The organism is Chitinophaga sp. 180180018-3, assembly GCF_037893185.1.
Classification (GTDB): domain Bacteria; phylum Bacteroidota; class Bacteroidia; order Chitinophagales; family Chitinophagaceae; genus Chitinophaga.
The window spans coordinates 3939357-3964757 of the sequence record NZ_CP140772.1 but is presented as its reverse complement, the minus strand read 5'-3'; the positions used below and the strand labels follow the sequence as shown (position 1 = coordinate 3964757).

19 protein-coding genes are annotated in these 25401 nt (G+C 46.4%); 9 read left to right on the top strand and 10 right to left on the bottom strand.

Annotated elements, in window-relative coordinates; all coding sequences use genetic code 11:
• Positions 1-19: 19 nt before the first annotated feature.
• Genes UNH61_RS15640 through UNH61_RS15625 form a run of 4 tightly spaced genes read left to right on the top strand, consistent with a single transcriptional unit; the run spans position 20 to position 6149 of the window.
• Complete coding sequence (locus UNH61_RS15640; RefSeq protein WP_326992897.1) at positions 20-1408, top strand: DUF4960 domain-containing protein; 1389 nt, start codon at positions 20-22, stop codon at positions 1406-1408.
• Between the two features lie 14 nt (positions 1409-1422).
• On the top strand, positions 1423-3057 hold the full coding sequence (locus UNH61_RS15635) for a glycoside hydrolase family 32 protein (RefSeq protein ID WP_326992896.1): 1635 nt from the start codon (positions 1423-1425) through the stop codon (positions 3055-3057).
• A 25-nt stretch (positions 3058-3082) separates the two neighbouring features.
• Positions 3083-4651 (top strand): glycoside hydrolase family 32 protein, encoded by a 1569-nt coding sequence (locus tag UNH61_RS15630; protein ID WP_326992895.1) that lies wholly within the window; start codon positions 3083-3085, stop codon positions 4649-4651.
• A 10-nt stretch (positions 4652-4661) separates the two neighbouring features.
• A complete protein-coding gene (locus UNH61_RS15625) occupies positions 4662-6149 on the top strand; it encodes a glycoside hydrolase family 32 protein (RefSeq protein ID WP_326992894.1) in 1488 nt (495 codons plus the stop codon).
• A 136-nt stretch (positions 6150-6285) separates the two neighbouring features.
• On the opposite strand, the gene UNH61_RS15620 is transcribed toward UNH61_RS15625, so the two are convergent.
• From UNH61_RS15620 to UNH61_RS15585, 8 genes are all read right to left on the bottom strand, one after another.
• Positions 6286-7332, bottom strand: a complete 1047-nt coding sequence (locus tag UNH61_RS15620; protein WP_326992893.1) for a hypothetical protein — start codon at positions 7330-7332, stop codon at positions 6286-6288.
• Entirely contained in the window at positions 7319-7612 is a 294-nt protein-coding gene (locus UNH61_RS15615) for a hypothetical protein (RefSeq protein ID WP_326992892.1), read from the bottom strand. The genes UNH61_RS15620 and UNH61_RS15615 overlap by 14 nt, the downstream gene beginning before the upstream one ends.
• A gap of 542 nt (positions 7613-8154) precedes the next feature.
• Positions 8155-8574, bottom strand: a complete 420-nt coding sequence (locus tag UNH61_RS15610; RefSeq protein WP_326992891.1) for a nuclear transport factor 2 family protein — start codon at positions 8572-8574, stop codon at positions 8155-8157.
• Between the two features lie 96 nt (positions 8575-8670).
• Positions 8671-10308: a SusD/RagB family nutrient-binding outer membrane lipoprotein gene (locus UNH61_RS15605; RefSeq protein WP_326992890.1), complete on the bottom strand. Its 1638-nt coding sequence runs from the start codon at positions 10306-10308 to the stop codon at positions 8671-8673.
• Positions 10309-10319: 11 nt separating this feature from the next.
• Positions 10320-13421 (bottom strand): SusC/RagA family TonB-linked outer membrane protein, encoded by a 3102-nt coding sequence (locus UNH61_RS15600; RefSeq protein WP_326992889.1) that lies wholly within the window; start codon positions 13419-13421, stop codon positions 10320-10322.
• Between the two features lie 283 nt (positions 13422-13704).
• On the bottom strand, positions 13705-14523 hold the full coding sequence (locus tag UNH61_RS15595; protein WP_326992888.1) for a prolyl oligopeptidase family serine peptidase: 819 nt from the start codon (positions 14521-14523) through the stop codon (positions 13705-13707).
• 152 nt (positions 14524-14675) lie between these two features.
• Positions 14676-15599 (bottom strand): terpene synthase family protein, encoded by a 924-nt coding sequence (locus UNH61_RS15590; protein WP_326992887.1) that lies wholly within the window; start codon positions 15597-15599, stop codon positions 14676-14678.
• A gap of 458 nt (positions 15600-16057) precedes the next feature.
• Positions 16058-16945 carry an NAD(P)H-binding protein gene (locus UNH61_RS15585; protein WP_326992886.1) on the bottom strand — a complete coding sequence of 296 codons (888 nt, stop codon included), beginning with the start codon at positions 16943-16945 and terminating at the stop codon, positions 16058-16060.
• An 81-nt stretch (positions 16946-17026) separates the two neighbouring features.
• Between UNH61_RS15585 and UNH61_RS15580 the strand changes: the two genes are divergently transcribed.
• Positions 17027-17425, top strand: a complete 399-nt coding sequence (locus UNH61_RS15580; RefSeq protein WP_326992885.1) for a helix-turn-helix domain-containing protein — start codon at positions 17027-17029, stop codon at positions 17423-17425.
• Between the two features lie 90 nt (positions 17426-17515).
• Positions 17516-18538, top strand: coding sequence for a hypothetical protein (locus UNH61_RS15575; RefSeq protein ID WP_326992884.1), 1023 nt, complete (start codon positions 17516-17518; stop codon positions 18536-18538).
• A gap of 124 nt (positions 18539-18662) precedes the next feature.
• Here the strand turns inward: UNH61_RS15575 and UNH61_RS15570 are convergent, their stop codons facing one another.
• Positions 18663-21938 (bottom strand): carboxypeptidase regulatory-like domain-containing protein, encoded by a 3276-nt coding sequence (locus UNH61_RS15570; RefSeq protein ID WP_326992883.1) that lies wholly within the window; start codon positions 21936-21938, stop codon positions 18663-18665.
• A 180-nt stretch (positions 21939-22118) separates the two neighbouring features.
• On the opposite strand from UNH61_RS15570, the gene UNH61_RS15565 reads away from it, so the two are divergent.
• From UNH61_RS15565 to UNH61_RS15555, 3 genes are all read left to right on the top strand, one after another.
• Positions 22119-23135, top strand: a complete 1017-nt coding sequence (locus tag UNH61_RS15565) for a LacI family DNA-binding transcriptional regulator (protein WP_326992882.1) — start codon at positions 22119-22121, stop codon at positions 23133-23135.
• Positions 23136-23225: 90 nt separating this feature from the next.
• Entirely contained in the window at positions 23226-24242 is a 1017-nt protein-coding gene (locus UNH61_RS15560; RefSeq protein ID WP_326992881.1) for a 3-hydroxyacyl-CoA dehydrogenase family protein, read from the top strand.
• Between the two features lie 12 nt (positions 24243-24254).
• Positions 24255-24557, top strand: a complete 303-nt coding sequence (locus UNH61_RS15555; protein ID WP_326992880.1) for a hypothetical protein — start codon at positions 24255-24257, stop codon at positions 24555-24557.
• A gap of 5 nt (positions 24558-24562) precedes the next feature.
• On the opposite strand, the gene UNH61_RS15550 is transcribed toward UNH61_RS15555, so the two are convergent.
• Positions 24563-25399: a glycerophosphodiester phosphodiesterase family protein gene (locus UNH61_RS15550; protein ID WP_326992879.1), complete on the bottom strand. Its 837-nt coding sequence runs from the start codon at positions 25397-25399 to the stop codon at positions 24563-24565.
• Positions 25400-25401: the final 2 nt, after the last annotated feature.

Below are 25401 nucleotides of genomic sequence, written 5' to 3'. Positions count from 1 at the left end.
ACCGACAAATCGCTACGTTATGAAAAGAATGCTGTCTTATATGATAGCCGTTTGCCTGCCAGTGCTGCTATTTTCCTGTGAGAAGAACGACGGAGGAATTGCATTGGATCTTACCGGCAATGTAGCTATCGCTTCGTTTTCTGTAAATGGAGCAAAGGGTACTATTGATACGGCAAAAGGAACTATTGACATCACTTTGCCCTTTGGTACCGACTTTACCAAAGTGGCGCCTGCTATAGATTTGCCGAAGAACGCCACCGTAACACCTGCTTCAGGCACTACGGTGAATATGAAAAATGCCGTTCGGTTCCGGGTGGTTAACGGCAATATTTATAAGGACTACACGGTTACTGCTTCAGAAGAACAGGTGATTCAGTCGTTCGTTGTAAAAGGCGTCACCGCCGACATCGATAATAACGCACGTACTATTAAAGCAGCAGTGCCATCAGGTACAAATCTTACCGCACTCACGCCTGATATAAAGCTGGCCGCCGGAGCAACGGCGATTCCCGCCAGTGGACAGGCGGTAGACTTTACCAACCCGGTGACGTATAAGATCACGAAAGGCCAGGTGACTATCGACTATACCGTAACCGTTACTACGCCGGTAAAAGTAGCGTTCCTGAGCACTGCCGCCACTGCAAATGATATGACCAATCCCGATGAAAAAGCAGCCTGGGCATGGTTGATCAATGATAACCCCGAGGCGCAATTCCTGTCTTTCAATAGCATCAAAAATCACAGCATTGACCTGAGTGTTTTTGCGGCCATCTGGTGGCATGAAGATAATGCACAGGATCTGCCTGCGGTAGCTTTTGATGCGGATATACTGGCAGCATTGAAAACATACTATAGTAATGGAGGTTCTTTCCTGCTTACGGCTTATGGGGCAAGATATGTAGAAGGGTTAGGCATAGTGCCGGCAGGCAAGGCGCCTAATAACTCATTTGGAGATCCGATTGGCAAACAATGGGTGGAACCTAACTGGGCCTGGGGTATATCTTTTAAAGGACATGAAAATCATCCTGCTTTTGCCGGTCTTACATTAACACCCGATAAACCCTATGCAACTGCGTATATGCTTGCCAGTGGTACCTACCGGCTCAATCATACCGCCCAGTGGTATATACCTGATTGGGGAGGCTATGGCACTATCGCTAACTGGCGTACGCAAACGGGCGGTATCGACCTGGGTAGTACAGAATGGGATGGAGATCATAATACCGTAGTTACGATGGCGGAATTCCCGCGTACTGCAACTCATGGTAAAACTATTACCATCAGTACAGGTAGTTATGACTGGTATTCAGAAGCAGATCCTTCCAACTCAGCCAATCAGCCTGCAAACAGTTATCTGCCTAATATTAAAAAGATGACAGCAAATGTTTTAAAGTATCTGAGTAAATAATAAAACTTACCGGCATGAATAAACAACTTTTTCATTTTGCATTGATGATTACAGTTGCGTCGAGCGCCTGTAGCAAACTCCCTTATGATACGATCAAGTCCGCTAAAAGCATGACAACAGGCGCCGCTACTACTGCATTGCAGTGTACGGCGCTACCGGAGAGCATTAATTATTCGATATACCGCATGTGCTCAGACAATGTACGTGTGGGAGATATAACACCATACTACGACTCTGCTGCCAGTAACTATAAGTTGTACTTTTTAAAGAATATCTGGAGTACTGCAGGACAGAAGCATCCGTGGTTTGGCTTTGTGTCGTCCGATTTTCATAATTATACAGAAACCGGTTCAATTATCGCATCTGCCAGTGATGCCTGTGCCCAGGATAATTCCATTGGCGCGGGTAGCGTGGTTAAATCCGGCAGTACTTACTATGCGTTTTATACAGGCCATAATCCGGATATTACCGCATGTACAAATGGTGTAAAGAGAGAAGGCGTTATGCTGGCTACTTCCACTGATCCTGTATCCGGATTTGTGAAAAACACCAGCTTTACTACCATCTATTCGCCTGTAGGTATTGGTTATGATGAGAATGATAACTGGCGTGATCCATTTGTGATCTGGGACAATATGAATAATAACTGGATGATGCTCATTGCAGCCCGGAAAAATCAAAGCGGTACCTGGCGTGGTGTGATTGCCAGGTACACTTCGCCTGATTTGATTAACTGGACTTACCAGGATGTTTTTTATGATGGTGGCGCCTACAACTATTTTAACATGGAATGCCCGTCGATTTTTAAGTACGGCAACTATTACTACCTGATGTTTTCAGACCAGAGCATTAATGCTGCCAACCAGCGGTATGTGCACTACAGGAAAAGCACGTCTGTTAATGGTCCCTGGAATATGCCGGCGGGTTCCGACCGTATTGATGGAAACGCGTTCTATGCAGCCAAGGCACTTCCCGATGTTTGGGGCGATGCCTATATATTTGGCTGGTGCCATACATTATCCGGTAATACAGATAGTGGCACGGCAGAATGGGGCGGGAACCTGGTTGCACATAAGATATTTGCCCTGCCCAACGGCGATCTTGCCACACCTATCCCACATACGGTGAAAGCCTGGCTGGAAACCACTCCTGAAGCATTTACAAAAAACAGTCAGTGGGGAAATGTAACCAATACAACGCCTGGTACAGAATCTTACCGGCTTGTCAGCAATGCGGATCTTGATGTGGCCAACGTATTATATAACCCGGTTAACAGGGATCAGTATATGATTACTACTACCGTATCCTATGCCAGTTCATCGAAGGATTTTGGATTTTTTATAGGTGCCTGCGATGGGTATGAAAATACGTACCAGCTGCGGTTTGTACCATCTCTCAATAAATTCAAATTTGAAACAAAACCCAGGAGTCAGCTCGATAGCATTCCTGTAAATGATGTTCCGGTAACATTAACGCCGAATACAAACTATAAGGTGCAGATTGTAGTGGAACATTCTGTGGTAGTCGTATATATCAACGATCAGATTGCTTTTACCAATCGCATTTACCGGGCACCCGGTACCAGCTGGGGAATCTTTGTGGATCACAGCGATGCCACTTTTAGCAATATCACGGTAACACATCCTTAAAAATATTTTTAGATTATAGAGAGACATGAAACGCAATATGTATATCACTTATAAGCATCTTTGGTGTGTGTGCCTTATACTTACTTTGTTTGCCTGTAAGAAAAACGACACCGCCACGGCACTAACGCCGGATGCAATATCCGGCAAGCCGGTATACCCTGTGCCACCATCTATGTGGATGCAGCCGGCAGGCGCCCAGCCATATTATTCTTCCGGGTTTGTAGGCGACCCTATGCCATTTTACGATAACGGCGCTTATCATATCTTTTATCTGCATGATGGAGATTGGGCCTCTTATGGATTTCATCCCATTCATGCTTTTGAAACAAACGATTTCTCAGGTTATCAGTATGACGGAAGGGTAATGCCTTTTGGAAATGCCAATCAGCCGGATACCAGGATAGGAACGGGGTCTGTTATCAAGGCGGGAGACAAATATTACATGTATTACACCTATTCGGATGAGGGAAACTGGTCTTTCGGGAAATCAAGAGAGTGCATCATGTACGCCACCAGTACCGATCTGAAAACGTGGACTAAACATTACGGATACACGATTTATTCTCCTGATGGATTTACGGACCGGTATAATTTCAGAGATGCAGAAGTTATTTACAACAAAGAAGCGAACGAGTATATGATGCTGGTGGCTTCGAGATTGAATGACAAAGCTGTTATTACCAAATATACCACCACAGATCCTGCTGCGGATAACTGGGCCTACAAAGGATTGTTTTATACAGCAGATGTAGATAATTATGTGATGATGGAATGTCCTGATGTATTTAAATTCGGCAATTACTGGTACCTGGTATTCTCTGAAAATGGTGATCACCCTATGGTGCATTACCGCTATAGCAGTTCTGTTAACGGGCCCTGGACAAAGCCTGCCAATGACTTGCTGGACGGTAGCTATTTTTATGCAGGTAAAACAGCAGGAAATGAAACAACACGTTATCTGAGTGGATGGGTGCCTCGTAACGCTGATAATAATGATAATGGCAGCAGGCTTTGGGGTGGTAACCTGGTTTCGCACCAGTTATCTCAGAACAGCGATGGTACGTTAAATGTAAAGTTGCCAGCGGGAACGGAAGCCAGGTTTACAAATCCTGTGACGCCGGATGCGGTATTCAAAGATGCCACTATTCAGCAGGATCAGCAGCGTATTGCATTCCAAACTGCTGCCACTCCATCGTACATCGTTTTCGATCAGATCAGCGGGAAAAAAATGATAACGGCTACTATATCAGGTGTTGATGTGAATGCACAGTTTGGTTTTGTTTTCGGAATGGATAAATCATTTCAGAAAGGTAATTACTATCTTCTCGACTTTAATCAGGCACAACACAGTATTTCCAGCACCTATATGAATGGTGGAATGCCGCGCACCAATGCTGCTATAAATTATACCTTAGGCGCCGGAAAGGAGTATCAATTGAAGGTGGTGACAGATGGTTCGGTGTGCACGATGTATATAGATGATAAGGCGGCACTGACCTCGAGGATATATTCGTTGGCTAATAGCTTTTGGGGATTTTACGCGGCGAATGGCAACATACAGATTAAAAACCTGAAATTGTATCAGATAAACTAATCATCATATTATGGGATATTTGAAACACGTTTTAATAGCAATGCTACTGCCGGTAACGGCCTGGGCACAGGAAAAGACAGGGGAGGCGCATCGTCCGCAGATACATTTTACGCCCAAAAAGGGATGGATGAACGATCCCAATGGGATGGTGTATTTTAATGGAACCTATCATTTGTTCTTTCAGCACAATCCGAATAGTACCGTATGGGGCCCTATGCATTGGGGGCATGCGGTGAGTAAGGATCTGGTGCATTGGGAAGAACTGCCCATCGCATTATATCCTGATTCACTCGGAACTATTTTTTCCGGCAGTGCCGTAATAGATGCCTATAATACAGCAGGATTTGGCAAGAATGCCATGGTGGCAATTTATACTAACCATAACCATGCTCAGGAGCAGGCAGGCTCTGATAAGTTCCAGAATCAAAGCATTGCGTATAGTTTGGATGAAGGAAAAACCTGGACGAAATACGAGGGTAACCCCGTGTTATCAAATCCGGGTATCCGCGATTTCCGCGATCCTAAAGTATCCTGGTATGATGCCGGCAACAAATGGATCATGACACTTGCTACCAAAGATCATATTACATTTTATTCCTCCACTGATCTGAAGCACTGGAAAGAGGAAAGTCAGTTTGGAAAAGACCTCGGATCTCATGGCGGTGTTTGGGAATGCCCGGATCTTTTTCCTTTGCATTATAAAGGACAACTGGTGTGGGTATTGATCGTGAACGTTAATCCCGGCGGGCCCAACGGCGGTTCTGCTACGCAATATTTTACCGGAACTTTCGACGGGCATACGTTTACTGCAGATCATAAAGATGTCAGATGGCTGGACTATGGTCCGGATGAATATGCAGGTATCACCTGGTCTAATACCGGTAACCGCAAGATATTTTTAGGCTGGATGAGCAACTGGCAATATGCCAACGTTGTTCCCACCGGCAACTGGCGTAGCGCAACCACCGTCGCCAGAGAATTAAGGCCGGTGGCAACAAAGGAGGGATTCCTGGTGGCTTCTGAACCAGTGAAGGAGCTTAGCCGCTTAGGGGGTAAGGTGTTTACGGAGAAAAATGTCAGCGCTGATAACTACCGGCTTACCGCCAAAGCAGGGAAACTGGCTGGTCCGGCGAAATTGAGTTTATCATTTGCGAAAGCATCATCATTTACCGTAACACTTTCCAATGATTTGGGTGAACAGACGGTAATAGGGTATGATGATACTAAACATGAATATTTTATAGACAGGACAAAATCGGGAGAAACAACTTTTGAAAAGGGATTCGCTGGCAGGCATATTGCGCCGGGGTTTGCGACTGGTGATGCGATGAATCTGGAATTGGTGATAGATGATGCGTCGGTGGAGTTGTTTGCTGATCAGGGATTGACGGTGATGACGAGTATCTTTTTCCCGAAGAAGAATTATACGGATATAACGATTAGTAGCGGGGCTAAAGTGAATAAGCTGTTGTATCAGGTGTTGAAGAGTGGATTGTAGGAAGATTCCGGAGCATGAAAGGCATGAGCTGGTATGTGAGTTTATTTGGTAGTGCCGCATAACGATGCTTGTAGTAAAAAAGAAGCAGACATCGCATCATTTCCTGGTGCAATGTCTGCTTAATTTTTTAAGCAAATTAACGGGGAGGACGAGGGTAGGCAGTCATCCTATACGCGGGAAATACACTAAATCCTGTTGCATAGACCGAGGGTCTTGAGTATACCTGTTTGCCATCTATGTATTCGTAGTTCCACTGTTTGTTAGTTGTTTCGGGAGCTACTGTAGCATAAAATAATCTTTCCGGTGCATCCGTACTTCTATTCAGAGAAAGATTGATGGTGTAATTAAGTTCCGGTATTGTATTAGTTTCAAACCGGACATGCCCGGGATAAGCATAAAATACCCGGCCATCAAGCTCCCATATACTGTCGTCTTGTTGCATGATAGCGCTATACATTACAATGCTACGATTAGATTTTTTTGTAAATTGATAAACCGGAATGGTATTGGGTGCTGGTCTAAGAAAAGCATAAAATTCTTTTCTTATCTGAATACCGCCAGGTAGAGGATCGATTGCTGAGAATAAGTATTGATCTATAACTCCGTCCTTCTTTGTGCTGTAGCCTACTAAGTAAAATGTGACCAGATCAGGTGTACTATAACCTCCGGCTGGTGTAAGCCATATGAGTTTGTCTCCTTCCGGCCTGATGGTCTTTCTGGCTGCCAGTTGCTCTTCTGTCGCCCCATCCGGATTGGTAGTCGTTGAAATACCAAAGCTGTTGTTGCTCCTGATTTCCATTGGTTGCGTGGTGGCAGATCTGATTCTCAGATATATTCTACCCGTTGATAGTTCAGGCCCCAGGACAGCATCTATATAGTCTGAAAATGAGCCGCTTGGCGTACTTGCGTCGTAGTATGTTTTTGCTGGTCCCAGGCTAATGATTTTGGACTGGTCGTTTGATACATAGATAACATCTACAACGATTGAATTGAATTGGCCATCCGGATTTTTACTTAGCGTATAACTTGCTCTGAACGATGTTTTTTCGAGTCCCCCATGATTCAAATTTCCTTCTGAATTTTTCTTGTCTATATCGAAACCCAGAATGCTAAAAGTAGCGTTCGATGTCAATGTGGCAAGAAGACAAAACAATAGCAGGAAAGTAGATTTAATGCTTTTCATTTGTAGTGGTTTTGTTTTTTAAGAAGTCGGCAAGGGCGTCTTTATAGGAAATAGTATTTATCTGGTATATCGAAAAATAATTATTTCGATAGTCATACCCTACATCTCCTTGTCTGACTTCATTCTTATTCGCAATAAATGCCCGGATTGAATCTATTGAAGCACTGGCTTCGGCATTACTTTTTTGCAATAGAGGCGTTTCATTTTTTTTGCAACTAAATGCAATCGCCGATGTTATAAGGCCAATTGACCAGTATACATGCCGTTTCGTGTTTTTCATTTTTGAAGTTTTATAGAAGATTAAAGAAATAAAGAGTTTAGTTAGGTTTGTATAATAGAATCGATGATTCCTGCAGCAGATAGTTTAGCAAATGCCAGACAGCTACAGATATCTGTATTGATTTTTGTAGATAGATTAACTTTTTAAAATACTATTGGATATTGACATTGCCTGAAGGCACCAATGGGTTAAGGTTTTTACTTATTGAACAGAATTAGGTTAGCAAATAGTGCGTATGCATTCCAGCTACAATTTAAAAATACTGTAAGCAGTATATGCCCTGTAATTTAGAGAAAAATTTTTTATTGTTACTTCAGCTGGCAGGAAAAATAATATCAAGAAAGGTTGAATGATAGTTGCTCCCAGGAGCATTTTAATGTCGTAATTGCCCTTTGGCTTATTTCCTGGCACTCGGCCTGCATATGAGTTCTACAGGCGCCTTTATTGCCATACCGGTGGCAGAGGCTTTAATTGCTGTGGTAGCCTTCTATTATTTTAGAAAAGGAAGATGGAAAGAAGGGAAAGTATAAATAACATTACGTTCATTGAAGGGAGGTGACGTGAGCTGCCACAGCTACCCATTTACCGGCTCTCTTCTCATAAACATCCATGTAACAGGTTTTGCCTGCTTCTCCTGATTTGAAAGTGAAGCTCGCTTTTGCATTGACAATTCCTATATTGTGAAACAGCCTGATTTCAACTGAATCTACTTTGGCGGTAAGAACGGGATTGGTGGAATGAGCAAGGTTACTGAAAATATCCCGTTTAGTCATTTTAACGCCGGCAGGATTGACGAGTACAAAATCATCTGCAAAAATGCTGTTCATCTTCAATGTATCTTTGGTGGGGTAAGAGCCTATCCATTCTTCGTTTAATTTCTTCAATAATTCACTGTCTTTGTTTTGTGCTGAAGCAGCATGAGACCATGCAAATGTGGCCAGCAGAAAGATATAGTGTTTCATAGTGGTTTACTTTTAGTATCCTAAATATAGGGTAATTTGAACTCATTCAATGAATAGTATAAGAGGGGACTCATCATTAGAGTCCCCTCTTTGAATTTACTTATTCCACCACACTCTTTCCGTCAGATATGTTGGTGTGTTCGCATTCGGATCTGCTTTCAACACTTCTGCCACGTTGTAGTTAATTTCATAACTGGCCACTGCAAATCTGCGCGGCCAATCTGTTTGGTTCGGGTAATTGATGGCATTCACATGCACCGGACGTTTGAATCCCTTATACACTCCCGTAGCTTCATTGTAATTCCCTGCTGCATCTGCACAATAATTCATTCTGCGAAGATCCGCCCACATCTCCGGCGAATAGGAAAGTGCGAGGTATTTCTGGATCATGATATTGCTGAGCGTCAGGTTGGCGGCATTCTGCTCCACGGAGGTGCTGGCCAGGAATTTCGCGATGGTGGCGTCAGGGATACCAATCAGCTCCATATGCGAGCGGATGCCGGCTTTGTATGCCGTTAGTGCATCGCTGTTTTTCTGCTGCTTCAGATAGATCTCTGCTTCGATGAATCGCATCTCGGCATCGGTGAACAGCAGGCCTTTTGCGCCTCGCTTCGTGTACCAGGTGCCGGTCGATTGAATGCGATCGGTCGCGTTGGGCGCATAAGGCGTTTTACGCAGGATCACATATATGGAGTCCGGATTGGAGAACATATTGGTGTTGGGATTGTAAGTATACGACCTGGGCCCCGATTTAGTGATACCAGAGGTCATATCCACCCCTTTGGTGCGGTGCATCACTCCCTTCTGATCCGCCGAGCTGGGGATCAGCGAATCAATGCGCGGATCTTCCATGTTGTTGGCGCCGGTTGGGGCGCCTGTATAGTTATTGGTCAGGTAGTTGATATACAGCTGCGAGATCCTTGCTGTAAGCGCCGTATTGCCGTATTGCAGCGCATCCTGGTCGGTAGCGGCAACATTGGGCCCCTGATCAATATACTGCATAACGCTCGACTGCATCGCTGTTTGCGGGCCTTTAGCCGTTGCATCCAGTACTGTTTGAGCATTGAAACCCGGCAGGTTGGAGGTATGATTCATAAAGCGCGCCTTCAGGCCGTAAGCCAGCCGGATCCAGTTATCGGTTTTGCCGTTGTTGAGGATATCCCCTTTGGCCAGTGGCGGTGCTGCAGAGCCCTGCGTTTTCTGAAGGTCTGCGATGGCTTCATCGAGCAGGCCCAGTACTTTGCCTTGTATGTACTGTGCATCGTCGAATTTAGGGGTGAGGATGCCTGCCTGGTCGAACTGATCGTAGGGCATCATGCCGTACACATCCGCCAGGGTACCAAACCCCCAGGCTTTGATGATCTTGGCTACGCCCACGTAATGCCAGGCCTGCGCCTTTTCTGCGGCAGCAATCAGCGGAGTTACGTTGATAACGGTGTTTACATACCATGCCTGCCAGGGCCAGCCGATATTGCTGGCATTGGATACCCAGCCGGTCAGGTTATAGTTACTGCCGCCGCTGGAATAAATGGTGGCCAGTTGCTGGGAAAGAAAGGCGGTACGGGTACCTGTACTTTCATATGCGTCAGTAAACTGCGCCAGCAGCGGCGGAAGGCGCTGATCTGCTGCAGGCACGGAAGAGTTGGCGCTGTTAGGATTATCATTGATATCAACCCATTTTTTACAGGAGCTGATTACTAACGGTATACTTATAAGTAGCAATAATTTTTTCATCTTCCAGTAGTTTAGAATTTCAGGTTTAAACCAATCGCAAAGCCGGAGGTGGCAGGAACACCACAATAATCAATACCTACAGAACCGGAGCCAACTACCCCTGCACCTGCGGTGCTGGTTTCAGGATCCATACCGGAGTAATTGGTGAACAGCAGCAGGTTGGTGCCGGTAGCCGTGAGGGTAGCGCCCTTCAGCCATTGCACATGCGTTAACCATGCCTTCGGAGCGGACCAGGCAAGGGATACGGAACGGAGGCGCATCCAGTTTACTTTCTCTACAAAGAAAGGTGCATTCTTCAGGTAAATATCCCGGTAGTATTGTTCGGAAGCCACCACGGTGCGGGTCACCTGCTCCATTTTGCCACTCGTCGGATTTTTAGACATACCGGTGAACGTAATGTTGCTGCCACGGTTTTCTGTGCGGGTACTCAGGCCGTTGAGCGTGAGCAGATAGTCGGTACCGTTATATACGTCGCCGCCTGCCCGGAAATCCCAAAGGAAGGAGAGATTGAAATTTTTATAGGTCAGGCTGTTGTTCAAACCTCCGATGAAGTCCGGCTCGCGGTTGCCAATATAATCCGTGGTAGAAACGGTGGTCAGCGGATAGCCGCTATTCCAGTCGAGCAACAGGTTGCCATTAGCATCGGTTTGCCATTTGGAGCCGCTGATGCCCATGAATACGCCTTTATCAAACGAGGCTGCTTTGGCATTCACGAGGTGCACATCGGTGATATAGAGAATAGGGAGTGAAGCTGGCAATGCTTTCACCACGCCTTTATTCCTGGAGGCATTAAGCGTAACATCCCAGCTGAAGTTTTTCGTTTTTACCGGGTTAGCCGTGATGCTTATTTCAATTCCTTTATTGTCGATTTCGCCGGTATTGACGGAGCTGAGGATATAGCCGGTAGCGTTACTTACGCGCGGTGTAAGGATCTGATCGCGGCTGTTGTTCTTATACCAGGTGAAGTCTACGCCCAGCCGGCCGCCCAGGAAACGCAGCTCGGTGCCAAGCTCCGTAGAGGTGGTGGTTTCCGGTTTCAGCTGATCGTTGCCCCTCGACCAATAATTGCGGAATCCGCCACCAATGGTGGGTTCGGGACCAAACAGGTAAGTGGCTGTCTGGTAGGGAGTAGCGTCTTTACCTACCTGGGCCCAGGAAGCGCGGAGTTTACCGAAGCTCAGGATATTGTTCTTCGGCAGCAGCTCGGTGAATACAAAGGCGCCGCTGAAAGAAGGATAGAAGAACGACTGGTTCTGTACCGGCAGGGTAGAGGAAATATCATTCCGGCCGGTAGCACTCAGGTAAATGATGTTTTTGTAAGCCAGCCGCAGATCGCCGTAGAAGGCCGCCAGCCGCTTGCGGGTGATCGCCTGATTGAAATAGATGTTGGCTTTATCTGCGTTGTTAATACTGATGAAATTGGGAATCGAAAAATTCTCTGCCCGCGCAGAGTTGGATTTCAGATAGGTATCCTCTGTAGTGGTTCCCAGAATCAGGTTCACGTCCCAGTCTTTATGGAATGTTTTATGAAAGTTCAGCATCAGGTTGGAGTTGACATAGTTATAACTCCTGTCTGTTTCTGAAAGCATCCCATTCTGCCAGGCTTGCTGTACACTGGAACCAGGACTGATCAGATTCCTGAATCCGGTGGTATAGTTATCCAGCCCAAGCCGGTAGGTAGCATCCAGCCAGCTGGTGAACTTTACATTCACATATGCAGTTCCGATAAAGCGATTGGTTTTCTCTGTTTGTGGTTCTTTATAAAGAATCCAGTACGGGTTGTCGGTATTCACCGTAGGGTCCAGCGGCAGGTCGGGCAGCAGGCGGTGTTTCGTGCCATCAGGGTTCAGCCACATTTTCATGTTATCGTTTCGGGGCCAGGCCGCGATGCCTTCCATGTATCCGGCGCCCTGGGCTGCCCAAAGGCCGCTACCCGTCAGCGTTTTCTGCGTTTCGCTATGGGAGTAGGAGGCATTTACGCCAAATGTAAAGATGCCTATTTTCTGTTCCCCGTTAAAACGAACCGTGCTGCGAAGATAGTCCGTAGTAGGTACAACGCCCGACTGGTTCAGGTTGGAACCGGAGAGATAAAAGTTACCGGTTTTGGAGCCACCGGAAATGGCGAAGCTGTTATCGAAGGCGTTGGCGGTCTTATAGAAATCGCCCAGGTTGTTGTATACTTTTTCACCGGGTTTGAATTTATCGCCCCAGGAGAGGGAAGTCTGGTCCGTAAATGTACCGGTATAATAAGAGCCCTGTTTATAGATACCCTGCTGTTTGGGCAGCCTGTTCACCCAGTTGGTGATGAACCTGCTGGTAACGGAACCGGTTACCAGGCCTTCGGATCCTTTTTTAGTGGTGATGATAATGGCGCCGGCGGCTGCACGAAGACCGTAAAGCGCTGCAGCAGCAGGGCCTTTCAGCACGGAGATGGATTCAATATCTTCCGGGTTGATGTCCATCGCACGGTTATTGTTGGTGGTCGACTGGGCAATGGAACCATCGAACGCGCTGTTATCGCCCTGGCCGGTGGAGTTATCCATCGGCATACCATCAATCACAAACAACGGTTGGTTGTCTCTTTCGAGAGAAGTACCGCCGCGGATGATAATAGAAGCAGACGAGCCAGGGGCGCCACCGGAGTTGGTAATATTCAACCCGGCAATTTTGCCGTTCAGGGAATTGATCAGGTTAGGATCTTTGTTTTTCAGCAGTTCCGCCGATTTGATATCCTGCACCGAATAGCCCAGCGCTTTCCTTTCTTTCTTAATACCCATGGCTGTTACCACTACCTGTTCAAGGGCGCTGGTAGTGCTGTGCATGACCACTTTTACGCGGGGCTGGCCATCGGGCTGTATACGCTGGCTTTCGTAACCTATAAACGAAAATTCCAGCGCTTCTCCGGGGTTTATGGAGATGTGAAAGTGGCCATCAGCATTTGTCAGGGCGTTCCGGTTGCTCCCCCTGATTCTGACGGTAACGCCGGGTAAGGGGCTACCATCTTCTGCAACAACGGTACCATCCACGGTGTTTGTTTGCTGTGCATACATGACATCCGGAAGCAATAGCGTTATTAGTGCACAGATCACTAATAACCATAGCGGTTTTCTCATTTTGTTGTTTTTTTTGGTTGAAATAATTATCTAGCTAAAATCGGGTCTGTTCTATACGCCAAAAATTTTTGGTTGAGTAATGCTCAGTTAACTACTGCAGATCGGCGGTATAAGCGTTGATAATGCAGGTTGAATCGGGCCAGTGATAGCGTTTTTGCGAACCGGCAGTGTGTTGTAACTTACTTTGCCGGGCGCGGTCGCAAAATACTTTCAGGTCAATTTAATACCTTAAAATAGCAAAAAGATAATAGTATGTATGCTTTTTTTACAGCAATGTAAAAGTTTATTGCTTGTGCAGGTGATGACGGAACAGCCATTCGGGCAGGATGTTAGTCGTATACAGATCGCTGAATATTTCGTGTTGTAACTTATCTATCTCCCAAAAGGTCAGTTGCTTTTTATTCAATTGATGGTATAACAGCGAATCGCTGGCAAAAGGATTTTCGGTATCGGCATTGCCATGTATCACCCACAGCGGCACTTTGCTCAATGCAGCCGTATGCCCGAAGTCGGGGATACCGGATATGGCCACTGCTGCTGCAAACAAGCCAGGCCTGCGCCCGATGCAGTTGATCACGCTGGAACCACCCATGGAAAAGCCAATTACATAAATACTGTTTTCATCTACCGGCAATGTTTTTTTGAGAGAATCCACCAGCAGCATCGCCTCCGGTAATGCGGCCGAAGGCACAGATGCCTGCACGCCGCCCGGGCTCTGCTTATAGTTAGACGTGCGATCGGGGAATTGCGGCGCCACTACATAAGCCGGAAAAGCAGCCTGTATCTGCGGCTGCGCCCAATATTTTACCAGTACATTCAGCTGTTGCTTATTATCCGTTCCAATTCCTCCGGAGCTGTGGAGTATCAGTACCAGCGGATAACGTTTACCCTTCACCGTTACAGCCGGTGAAAGCAGGCGGTAAGGAATACCCTTGAAATAGCCGGCCGTAAATACATCGGCGCTGATGCTGTTGATGGCGGCTTTACGTTGTTGAGCGGTTTGCGGGTCGGCAGGAGCGGGGAGTTTGTAGTATCCGGGAGATTGGGCTGTTGCGCAAAAGGTGAAACTGATAAAAATGGCGAGGAAGAGAAAAGTTTTCATGTATGAGATCTTCCTGTTAAAAGTAAGGAAATTAATCGATTCCTGTCGCCCTGCCGAAAGAGACAATGCGCCCAAATGAGGAAGCATTGTCTCTTCTCTGAGAATAAAACCAAAGGAAACCAGCCCGCTTTGTAAGCGCGCCGGCCCAATTCCTATACTACATAACGCTTACTGAATTTGCTCCATTCAAAATACCCGGCTGCCCATGTTGGCGCCAGGCGGCACATAGTTTTAGCATTGTCAGATAACTCTTTGCTATCAGCTGCCTCTTGGGCAAGTTTTAACAGTAAATCCCTTTCGTCAAAGAAACGTTGAAGTATATCGGCTTTCGCTTCAGGAAGCTGATCACCATAGTTGCCATTTGTCAACACATAAAGCAGGTTAGCCCTGTTGTTATGGGCAATGTCCCTATCAAAGGATACAATATCGTTATGAAGCCAGGATAACACTACTGTGTGGTAAAGGATGTCTTTCACCAGCTGATGATCCAGTTCTTCATCTGTAATATCCAAATCATGTTCATATTCAAATAATGTCAGGCAGGAAAACGTGTGAAGATCATCAGATCTTAGCTTATAGAATTCTTCCACAGTTATGCTGCCCTCGTTTAGCTTTTCCCGTAAAGTGACAACGGCGGCTATGGTATCAAAGTAATAATCAAAGAATCTTTTCCTGGTGCCTGGCCGCATATCTTCAATGGCAGATTGGGCTAAATTCCAAAAGGGGTAGTCCCACTGATATATTTTTTTTACTATTTCACGGGCCTCCTCGTATCTGCCATTATTACTAAGGTCTTCTAACAACTCATCTACCGCGGAGAAAATATAATACACCCAGGCGATGTTTTTTTGAACTTTGGGTTTAGCCTGGGGATGAAGCGTCGATGTACACAGGGCAACGTCCCAGAGAACCAATTCATTTAATTCCTTGTTGTTAAACTCAGAAGCCCAGGTGTCTACAATTTGTTTGGTTTGCTCATAGTACGGGTTTACAGCAGTGGGTACCGGCATTTCTTCCCGGAGGAAATGAATCATTTCAATCCGGCTCTTTGAGAGGATGGTCGAATAGTTTTTCATTGTACATGACTATTTATGAGTGAAAAAAGAACATTCCATGATGAGGGCCAATAGATAGTTGTGCTACCTGTTATAGCATAACAGTAGCATTGCAGTTACTTTATTCCCGGGCTTAGAAACAGCTACTACAGCGGGTGTTCAACTAACAAAGGTAATTTGAACAGACAAGAGGTGATGGAATGTAATTATTTTGAAGTATTAAAAACAGACAAGCCTTTAGCTGTTTTAGCTTTTGTGATATGGTTTTCATTTCGTGAATTTTGAGGGTTGGGTATTATGTTATAACAAGATAATGAAAATTAATTGTTCCTCCAAAGAATAGCAAAATAAGCAGAAAGTTTTCTGAAGAGGCATGGATGTTTTATTAAAAGAAAAGCAGCTGATACCCTACGGCGCCAGCTGCTCCTTGTGAAAATATGTTACACCAAAAATCCCTGGAGAAATTAAATGGTTAAATGCTATTTATAAACCATTGCAAACTCCTTTGAAAAATCCTGCAATGTAGTTCCACCAACTGATTGCGACCTGTTTTTATTATAGTCTTCCATAAAACTACCATCCCTTAACGCCACGCCAATTTCAATCATATAAACCTTCGCCATTTGTTCCGAAAAGCCACTTTGTACCAGCGCTCCCAACAGTTGTTCATCAGAGAACTCCACCCAATTTACATCCGGCTTACCAACTGCAGCTCCCAGTATCCGGGCAATTTCAACACCATTCTTTTCATCGCTGACAATGTACTGAACCTGCTTTCCGGAAACCGACAAATCGTTCAATACGCTGAACGCTGCTGCCGCAATATCTTTCGGGTGTGTGAGCGGTAAACTGATAGTTCCGTCGAAGTTGTTGCCCAGCATATGTTGATGCCTGATCATCGGAACGGCGCCATAGAAATTAGTCAGAAACATTCCCGGCCGCAGATGCAACACATTCACATCTGGCAGCTCATTCAACTTTTGTTCAACATAAAAGTTCGACCCGGTTGGCCCCAAACCGTTTTCAAGATGAGCACCGATGCTGCTTAAATTCACAGCATACTTAACGCCTGTTTCCTTTAACGCATGGGCGTATTGTTCGCCCACTGTTTTGATATATTGTTTCAGGTCGGTAGCGCCGAAATTTGGTGGGATCATTAAATAAACCGCATCGCTTCCTGCAAATGATTTTTTTACAAACTCAACATCTTCTATCGAACCAACCAGCGGAAACGCTTTCAGCTGTTCAATCTCTTTTGATCTGTCCGTATTGGAAGTGATTACCTTTACTTCATGGCCGCCTGATACTAATTTTTCGATGAGAATGCGGCTGATATTTCCCAATGAACCTGTTACTGTTATTTTCATCTTTTTGAGTTTAAAATTCTTGCACAAAACTAAAATTGAGCATACTTTTATACAAGAACTTACCCTATAGTAAGTATAAAGATGACAGTCATAAAAGCAACTTCAGTAATACAGGAGAATAAAAGTAACGCCTTTGCAGCCTGCCCGGTAACCTTTGTAATGGAAAGAATCGGCGGATACTGGAAGCCGATTATTTTGTTCAACTTACTAACAGGAACAAAACGATACCATGAGCTAAAAAAATCTATTCCGGCAATTACGGAGAAAATGCTGATACAACATTTAAAACAACTGGAAGCAGATGGATTGGTGAAAAGAAAGTCTAAGCCGGTTATTCCGCCTTATGTAACTTATGAACTCTCTGCAAAGGGAAAGGCACTAAGACCGGTGCTGTATGCCATGGCGGAATGGGCGGTGAGTAACGGAGGGAAACAATCCAAACAATTTTTGAAACAAATGGAGGATTTTCCGAAAGAATAGAATGGTTAACAGGAGGTAGGATTCCAAGTTAAAGTCGAAAATTACAGCTGAATTTACTAGTTTGAGCCGTTTAACCATAAATTGAATCCTATGACTACCTCAATGATGACCATTTGGGCCCGGATATGGGCCGAAGGACAGGAGCAATGCATTTTTCCTACGGCAACAAACCCGCATCTCGACGACATTCGTATTCCGGTACTGGATTGGGTACTAAAAAACAATCTTGGTGACGAAGCTGCCATTGCTGCCTACAAAACGCTGGATTATGATGGGCATACCGCCTACATATATCCCACGGCATCCTACAGTGAGCTGGTTTTGGCCACTAAGTGGATGACCTGGTTCTTTCTGTTCGATAATCACCTGGATGAGCAGCCTGTGGAGGCAATTTCTCCGGGTACGCTGGCATTCCTTAAATCAATGGACAGGATTGTGACTACCGGCCCCGCCTATACGCCGGACGAAGAAACATTAACCTGCCCATACGCCCAGGCTTTGGTGGAACTCTGGAACGAATCCCGGATCATCTATCATAACCCGGGATGGGAGCGCCGCCTGGCCAGCAAATTTTACGATTATCAACAGGCGCTGTTATGGGAAATTCATAACCGGAGGTTTAACAGGGTTTGGGATTTGCAGACGTACGTTGAAATGAAACGGTCTGGTACGGGTTCCTTGCTCGGCGCCAGTTTTGTTGAGTTATTCGTCAACACTCCTGCATCGGATGCTTTCCTGGATAGTTTTCTCTGCGCAAAATTCCTTCATACGGGAGCCGACCTGTTACATCTGGCTGCCGATATCCGTTCGTATGAAAGGGAAAAAGTGCTGGGATCCATGCAGAATATCGTATCCGCGCATCAACATACGTTTGATTATTCTACCAGGGAAGCACAGGAGGCATTTATTGGTACGTGGAATAAAAAGGCGCGTTGCTTCCGTCAGTTCAGAGAAGATCTTGACCAGCTCATGTTATCGCAGGGAATGGAGGCTCATTATCTGACATCTGTTCAGGAGTATATAGATACTTTCATGTTGTGGATGGGAGGAACGATGAAATGGATTGCTATTACATCCAGATATGCTGCCATTGATACAAGTACAGCAAATTAGGTGATGATACTGGTGCTGAGGAAGCCTTTCGGGCCTGGAAGGAGTGCCTCAGCGCCTGTTTTAATGAAGTAAAAAAAGATAGGCGCTAAAAAGCGCCTACCTTTTATAGATTGATTCAGTTATATTACTGAAACTCATATCTCAATCCCAACTGCACCTGGTAAGGCGCATTGGCCGGTACTGCCTGACCAAATAACGGATTCACGATATATGCGTATTGGTTTTTGCCCAGGTCTTTAGCATATGGGTCAAGTCCCACGGTTTTCAGCAGCTGCTGGTTGTCGCCCGGTACAACCATTTGTTTGCCTGCACTTTTGTTGATCAGATTACCAAAGTTGAACACCTGTGCTTCCAGGATTAGCCGGTTCTTTTTCAGACTTTTGATCAGGTCTTTATCGATGGAATAAGTAAGACTGATGTCGATGTTACTCCAGAACTTATTATAAATCACGTTGCGGCCGGCCATTTGCCCCAGATGCGATTTCATATAGGCGGCAGCGGTATTATTGCTGTTAGCCATCACTTTTACGAGATCGTCGGCCATGCGCTTTTCGAAGGGCGTGGCATTGGGATTAGCGGAGATAGTGGCGGGATCAAAGAGGAAAGCCCGTTTGTTATTATTGATAGTAAGACTGCTACCATCGCCGGTAATGTCGCCAAATACAACCGGTGTCCAGGGATTACCGGAGATGCCTACATATTTGACGCCCAGTTGCAGGCCATAGAATTTCGGACTGATACCATAGACGATAACTTTATGACGGAAATCGCCATTGGCGCTGCCCCTGTTGGCATCCAGCACACGCGGATCATCAGCGATGATACCTGAGGCGGAAGTACGTGCAATGCAACAGTTGTAGGAGTTGTCATCTTCCGTTTTATTATAAGTATAAGAAGCGGATATCAAGCCATTCTTAGGCAGCACAATACCGGCTTCCACGGTACTCCCTATTTGCCAGAGATGCGCATCGCCATTGAGTGCCAGCACGCGGCTAAGCTCAGGATGTGCAGTAACGGCGTTGTATGGCACCGGGTAAGTAACTACGCCGGCAGCATCCGGATTTTTGTCGGCCACTTTAATCGTATTGGCTGGTGCAAATACGCCTCTGCCGCCTTCGTTATCCAGCCGGAAATCGGGCTGGTCACGCATATTCTGATCTACATACCGGAAGTTATGATTCGTATAGGCGTAATAGATATTTACACCGGCGAATACTGTTTTATGAAAGAATTGCCGGAAAGATGCATTTGCTTTCCAGGTCATGGGTGCGCGGAAATCTTTGCCTATCAGGTTCACGTAGGGCGGAATAGCGCCACTGTTGGGCGGTACGCCGGGTACATTGGAAATATTTTTACGATAGCTGATGTAATCCGGTGTAGGGATTCCATTTTTCGGATACACTACGTTGGAGAGATTCAGCCCGGTTTGCAGGATATTACTCAGCTGCGCCCAGTGCACAATATTGGCAGAGAAAGCGCCAGCGCCTACCTGAAACATCGAGCTCTGATCGCCGTTGATATCATAAGTGAATTGCAGACGGGGCTGTATGTTGCGGTAATCGGCAGCGGTTTTATCAGTGCGCTGACCTAATACCTGGTCTACCAGTGGATTGTAACCTGGCTTGGTGGCAAATACCGTAGCATCCCAGCGCAGACCTCCCCGTATATTCATCTTAGGATTAATAGCGTATTCGGCCTGTGCGTGAGCGGATACGTCAAAGGTGGTCATGTTCAGATAATCCGTATAGCCGTTAACGGGGTTGAGTGGCACCAGCCGGCTATAGGAGCTGGCTTTCAGGTTGTCCAGTGCATCGAGGTTATCGAACTGAAACAGCCCGCCCTGTTCATTGGAATTCAGTGTATGCGTGAACGTGATAATATTGTCGGTACCGAAAGTGAAGTTGAATTTACCGGTTTGCAGGTAGAGGTTTTCCACGAGCTGCAATTGCTTCTCGCCTTGTTTTTCAGGTGCAATGCGGTTGCCGCCAAACTGGAAGTTCCTGCTTACCTTGGTGCCGTCTTCCAGCACAGAAGCGATGTTCACAAAGCCGCGGGGCAGGTTGGAATAAGGCAGAAAGTCACGTTCCGCCTTCAGGTATTGCACTTTCAGATCGTTATTCAGTTTGGCGCTGAAACTGGTTTTCAGGTTCAGCATAAACGACATCAGTTCAATTTCATGTTTGGCATACGACTCTTTCACGCCGCTGTTGTCCGGAAAAGCATAAGGAGAGAATTCGCTCTTCTGCGATGAATAGTTGCCCCGGAAGGTAAGCTTGTTGCGGCTGTTCAGCTGCCAGTCGAGCCGCCCGAAGAAAGTACGGCTGATAGGCCGGAGCGAAAACAGGCCGGTTTGAGATGCCGGATCGCTGAGGCCGTATTTGGTACTGAGGATATTCAGGAAGCGGTCCAGGTTTGCTTTGGAAATTTTCTCCACCTTTTCTGTCGTCAGGTCACGTACATCCAGTACAGATACCGGTGTGCTACGATCTTCAAAGTCGAACGCTGCAAAGAAGTGCAGTTTGTTTTTGATGATAGGCCCACCGAGAGAAGCACCGTACTGATTGATGTTGAAATTCTTCTGCGGCCGGCCCAGGTAATCGTTTTTGGAAGTAAGCCTGTTGCTGCGGTTGTAAAAGAAAGCAGAGCCGGTAAAATCGTTGGTACCTGATTTAGTGATCACGTTCACAGATCCGCCACCCTGTCGGCCTTGCAGTACATCATAGTTATTCGTAGCCACCTCGTATTCTTTTACTGCTTCGATAGACACGGTAAAGATAGGCAGCAGGCCTCCGTTCATCATATAGCGCTGGCTCATACCATCCAGCGTTACGCCGGTAGAGCTTTCGCGGGCGCCGCCTATCACCAGGTTAGGATTGCCCGAAGGCGATACGCCGGTCATAGGCGATAAGCTGGCCAGATCCTGGAAGTTGCGGCCGTAGGAGGGGAGCGCCTTCAGCTCCTGTACACCGAGTTTTTTGGCCGTGCCTAAGGGCGATATTTTAGCGAAGATATCGTCCTGCGGACGTATGATCACCTCCTGCAATTCAGACGATTTATCATTGAGCCGGAATTGCAGTTTCAGGTTTTCGCCAATGGTAAGCGTATAGCCGGTTTGCTTTTCCGTGTTGTAACCTATAATGGTGGCCGTAACCGTGTAAGGGCCGCCCAGCGTGAGGTTGCGGAAGAGGAAATATCCCTTTTCATTACTGACAGTGCCATCGATAAAGCCGGTAGACTCATTTTTTACCGTTACCGTAGCGCCGGGGATTGGTTTGTTACTGGCGTCATTCACAAAACCACTTACAGTTGCAGTGCTCTGTGCGCGGGCATGTAGATTACAATACAAGAACAGTATAAAGCACAGAAGCAGGCGTTGCAGACAATGGGTAAATCGTTGCATAAAAACAGGGCTTGATGATGGTTAATAAAGAGACAAATTAGCGGATGTACCAGATCCGGGAAAGAAAAACATATTATGAATATGTTAATTAGAAAAGGCTGGTTGTTAACTTTGATCCGTCAGCAACAGTAATTTATATTAATTTCCCATTACGTAGCCAACAGACTAAAACCTGACATTATGAGTACGCAAGTCCCCACGCTTAAGGAAATTGCGAAACGCCTGAATATCTCCGTATCCGCCGTTTCCAGAGCTTTACATAATCATCCGAGTATTGGCCTGAGAACCCGTACCAGGGTGAAGGAACTGGCAGCAGCACTTCACTATGAGCCAAACCAGGTGGCGTTGTCTTTCAAAAGAAACAAAACCTGCATGATAGGTGTCATACTCCCTAACCTGAACCAGGACTTCTTTGCAGCCATTGTGAGTGCCATAGAAGATGTAGCCTATCGGAAAAATTATACCCTGCTGCTGGGACAATCGAGAGATGAGGAAGACAGGGAAAAGCGGCTGGTGGAGTCGATGAAGAGCCAACGCGTAGATGGTGTGCTGGTATCGATCGCTAAAAATACTTCCAACTACGCACACTTCGACTTATTAAAAAAAGCAAATATTCCCGTTGTGTTTTTCGACCGGATACCACGCATGCCCGATATACACTATATCGCAAGCGAGCTGGAATCGGGCATGGAAGCGGCAGTGAAGTTTCTTGCACAGAAGAAGCACCGCAATATCGCCATGATCAACGGCCCTGACAACCTGCTGGCCAGCAAAGAAAGACTGGATGGATATATGAATGCATTGCAAAAACTGAGGATTAAGATAGACCTCACTGCGGTAGTGTCTTCCAATTTATCCAGGGAGGGCAATCAACAGGCCATACAGGAAATACTGGATCTGAAAAGAAGGCCCACGGCCATTATCACATTCAACGATTATGTAGCCATGGATGCCATCAGGTATGCAAAAAAAGCCGGCATCCGGATCAATGAAGATATTTGCTTCGTTAGCTTCGCCAATGAGCCGATCACAAATTATATGGATAATCCGCCGCTGGCATCCGTGGAGCAGTTCCCTTACAAGCAGGGGGAGAAAGCAACGGAAATACTGCTGCAGCTGCTGGAAGACGATAAAAAAAGTACTACCATTCACAAGATACTCCTGCCACCGGAGCTGGTCATTCACGAGGCCCGGTAATCATTTTACTCAATTTTAGTCAATCGTTTGACCGGGTTTCCGTTCGGATGATGATGTACTTTGGTGCTGTCATCCTTAATCAACGATTGTATGTATACCGACTTTAACAACCAGGCGGGCATTGTTACCGCAACCATGCCGGTAGGAATAGTAGGGCTGGGGCTAATGGGGTGCAGTATCACGACATGCCTGCTCATGGCTGGCCACCCCGTAGTAGCGGTGGCGCCTGTATCGGCAGATCTGGAATTTGCGGTCAAACGGATTACGGAACACCTGCACCGGTCGAAGAACGAAGGAATAACTGTACTTTCTCCCGTTGCCTGCCTGGAACGGCTTACTATCACTGAAGACTATACGAAACTGACGCCCTGCGAACTGGTGATAGAATGTACACTGGAGGATCTTACCATCAAGAAAACGGTATACGGAAAAATCGAAGCAGTGATTAGTGCCGATGCTATACTGACCAGCAATACCTCTGCTATCCCCATCAGCTTGTTGCAGGAACAGGTGCAATGGCCGGAACGTTTCTTCGGCCTGCATTGGGCGGAGCCTTCTCATACCACCCGTTTCCTGGAAGTGATATGTGGTGGAAAGAGCGACATAAAGAAAGGAGAATACCTCTATGCAGTATCTCATTACTGGGGCAAAGAGCCTACGCTGGTACGCAGGGATATCCGTGGTTTCATCACCAACAGGTTAATGTACGCCCTGTACCGCGAGGCCTTTTATCTGGTAGAGAATGGATATGCTACCGTGGAAGATGTGGACCGTGCCTGCCGCAACAACGCAGGCTACTGGATGACATTGGCAGGCGTTTTCCGTTGGATGGACCTCACCGGTGTACAAGCTTATCATACGGTAATGAAAGATCTTTTTCCTACACTTAATAATAGTACAGAGGTACCATCGTTGATCGATGACCTCGTGAAATCCGGTGCAAGAGGAGTAGCCAATGCGAAGGGATTTTATGAATATACACCGGAAGAAGCAAAGCTGTGGGAAGAAACCTTTGCTGCTTTCAGTTATGAGATTCGCCGGCTGGCATTGAAATACCCCGCGGATGTGGTAGCGAAGAAAGTAGCGGACCGTACTCATCATATTTAAACGAAGGATATCATGTTGATGATAGATGCGCATCTCGATTTGGCGATGAATGCGCTGGAATGGAACAGGAGCTTAAAAATGCCGGTAGCTGCGATTCGGGGACGGGAGGGGGAAACTACCGATAAACCGGATCGTGGCAAGGGTACAGTGTCGCTGCCGGAGTTACGTAAGGGGGGAATCGCGCTGGTTGTAGCCACGCAGATAGCCGGATATGTAGCGACGGGCAGCACACTGCCCGGCTGGCATTCGCCCGAACGGCTCGCAAAAAAAAACCAGGCCTTAGCCTGGTATTTTTTGGGGTTAATAAAGATATAGCTGTCTTACTTATGCTCCGCCTTCGCCTCCATCCCCCCCCGGAGATGATGCTCATTCAGATAATTCACCAGCGCCCCGGGATGATCGCTCTGCAACCCCTGCACGCCTTTGTTAAGCGCAGCACTCCAGTCGTCCGGCCCTTCCGTTGCTTTCTGCACATCCAGCCAGATGGCCGTATTATGTTTGCGCGCTACTTCCAGCATCGCTTTATCGCTAATGTTATCCAACACCGCTATTTTTACATGTTGCAGGAAGTTGTCCATCTGCTCCGGTGTAGTTACTTCATCCGGTAAACTGGCCATCAGCGGCATCTCGGGTGCGGTTTTACGCCACGCTTTATATTGTTCCTTTGCATTCAGGTATACCACCACCTGTTGATCCGTACCGGTTTCTTTCAGCAGCTTCCAGGTGGTTTCCACATCTGCGTCTTTGAAATCGAGATAGATGTTCAGCCGCCCTTTGCATGCGAGTAACGCCTCTTTAAAGGTAGGCACATGGTATTCCTTTCCATCCTTGCTGTTGAGCTTTAGCTGCTTTATTTCCGCCAGGGTAAGATCGGCCACTTTGCCCTTGCCATTGGTCATCCGGTCTACTGAAGCGTCGTGCATCAGCACGAATTGTCCGTCTTTGGTAGTGCGCAGATCAAGTTCGGCATAGTCTGCTCCGCAGCGGATCGTTTCTTCGATGGCAGCAACGCTGTTTTCGGGCACATCAACATGATTGCCACGATGGGCAATGATCACCAGCTGGTGGCGACTGGCAGGCAGTGTGGGTACCGCCTGCTGCGCCCTAACAGTCATAGAGATAAACAGTGAAATAGAAAGGGTCAGGATATTTTTCATCT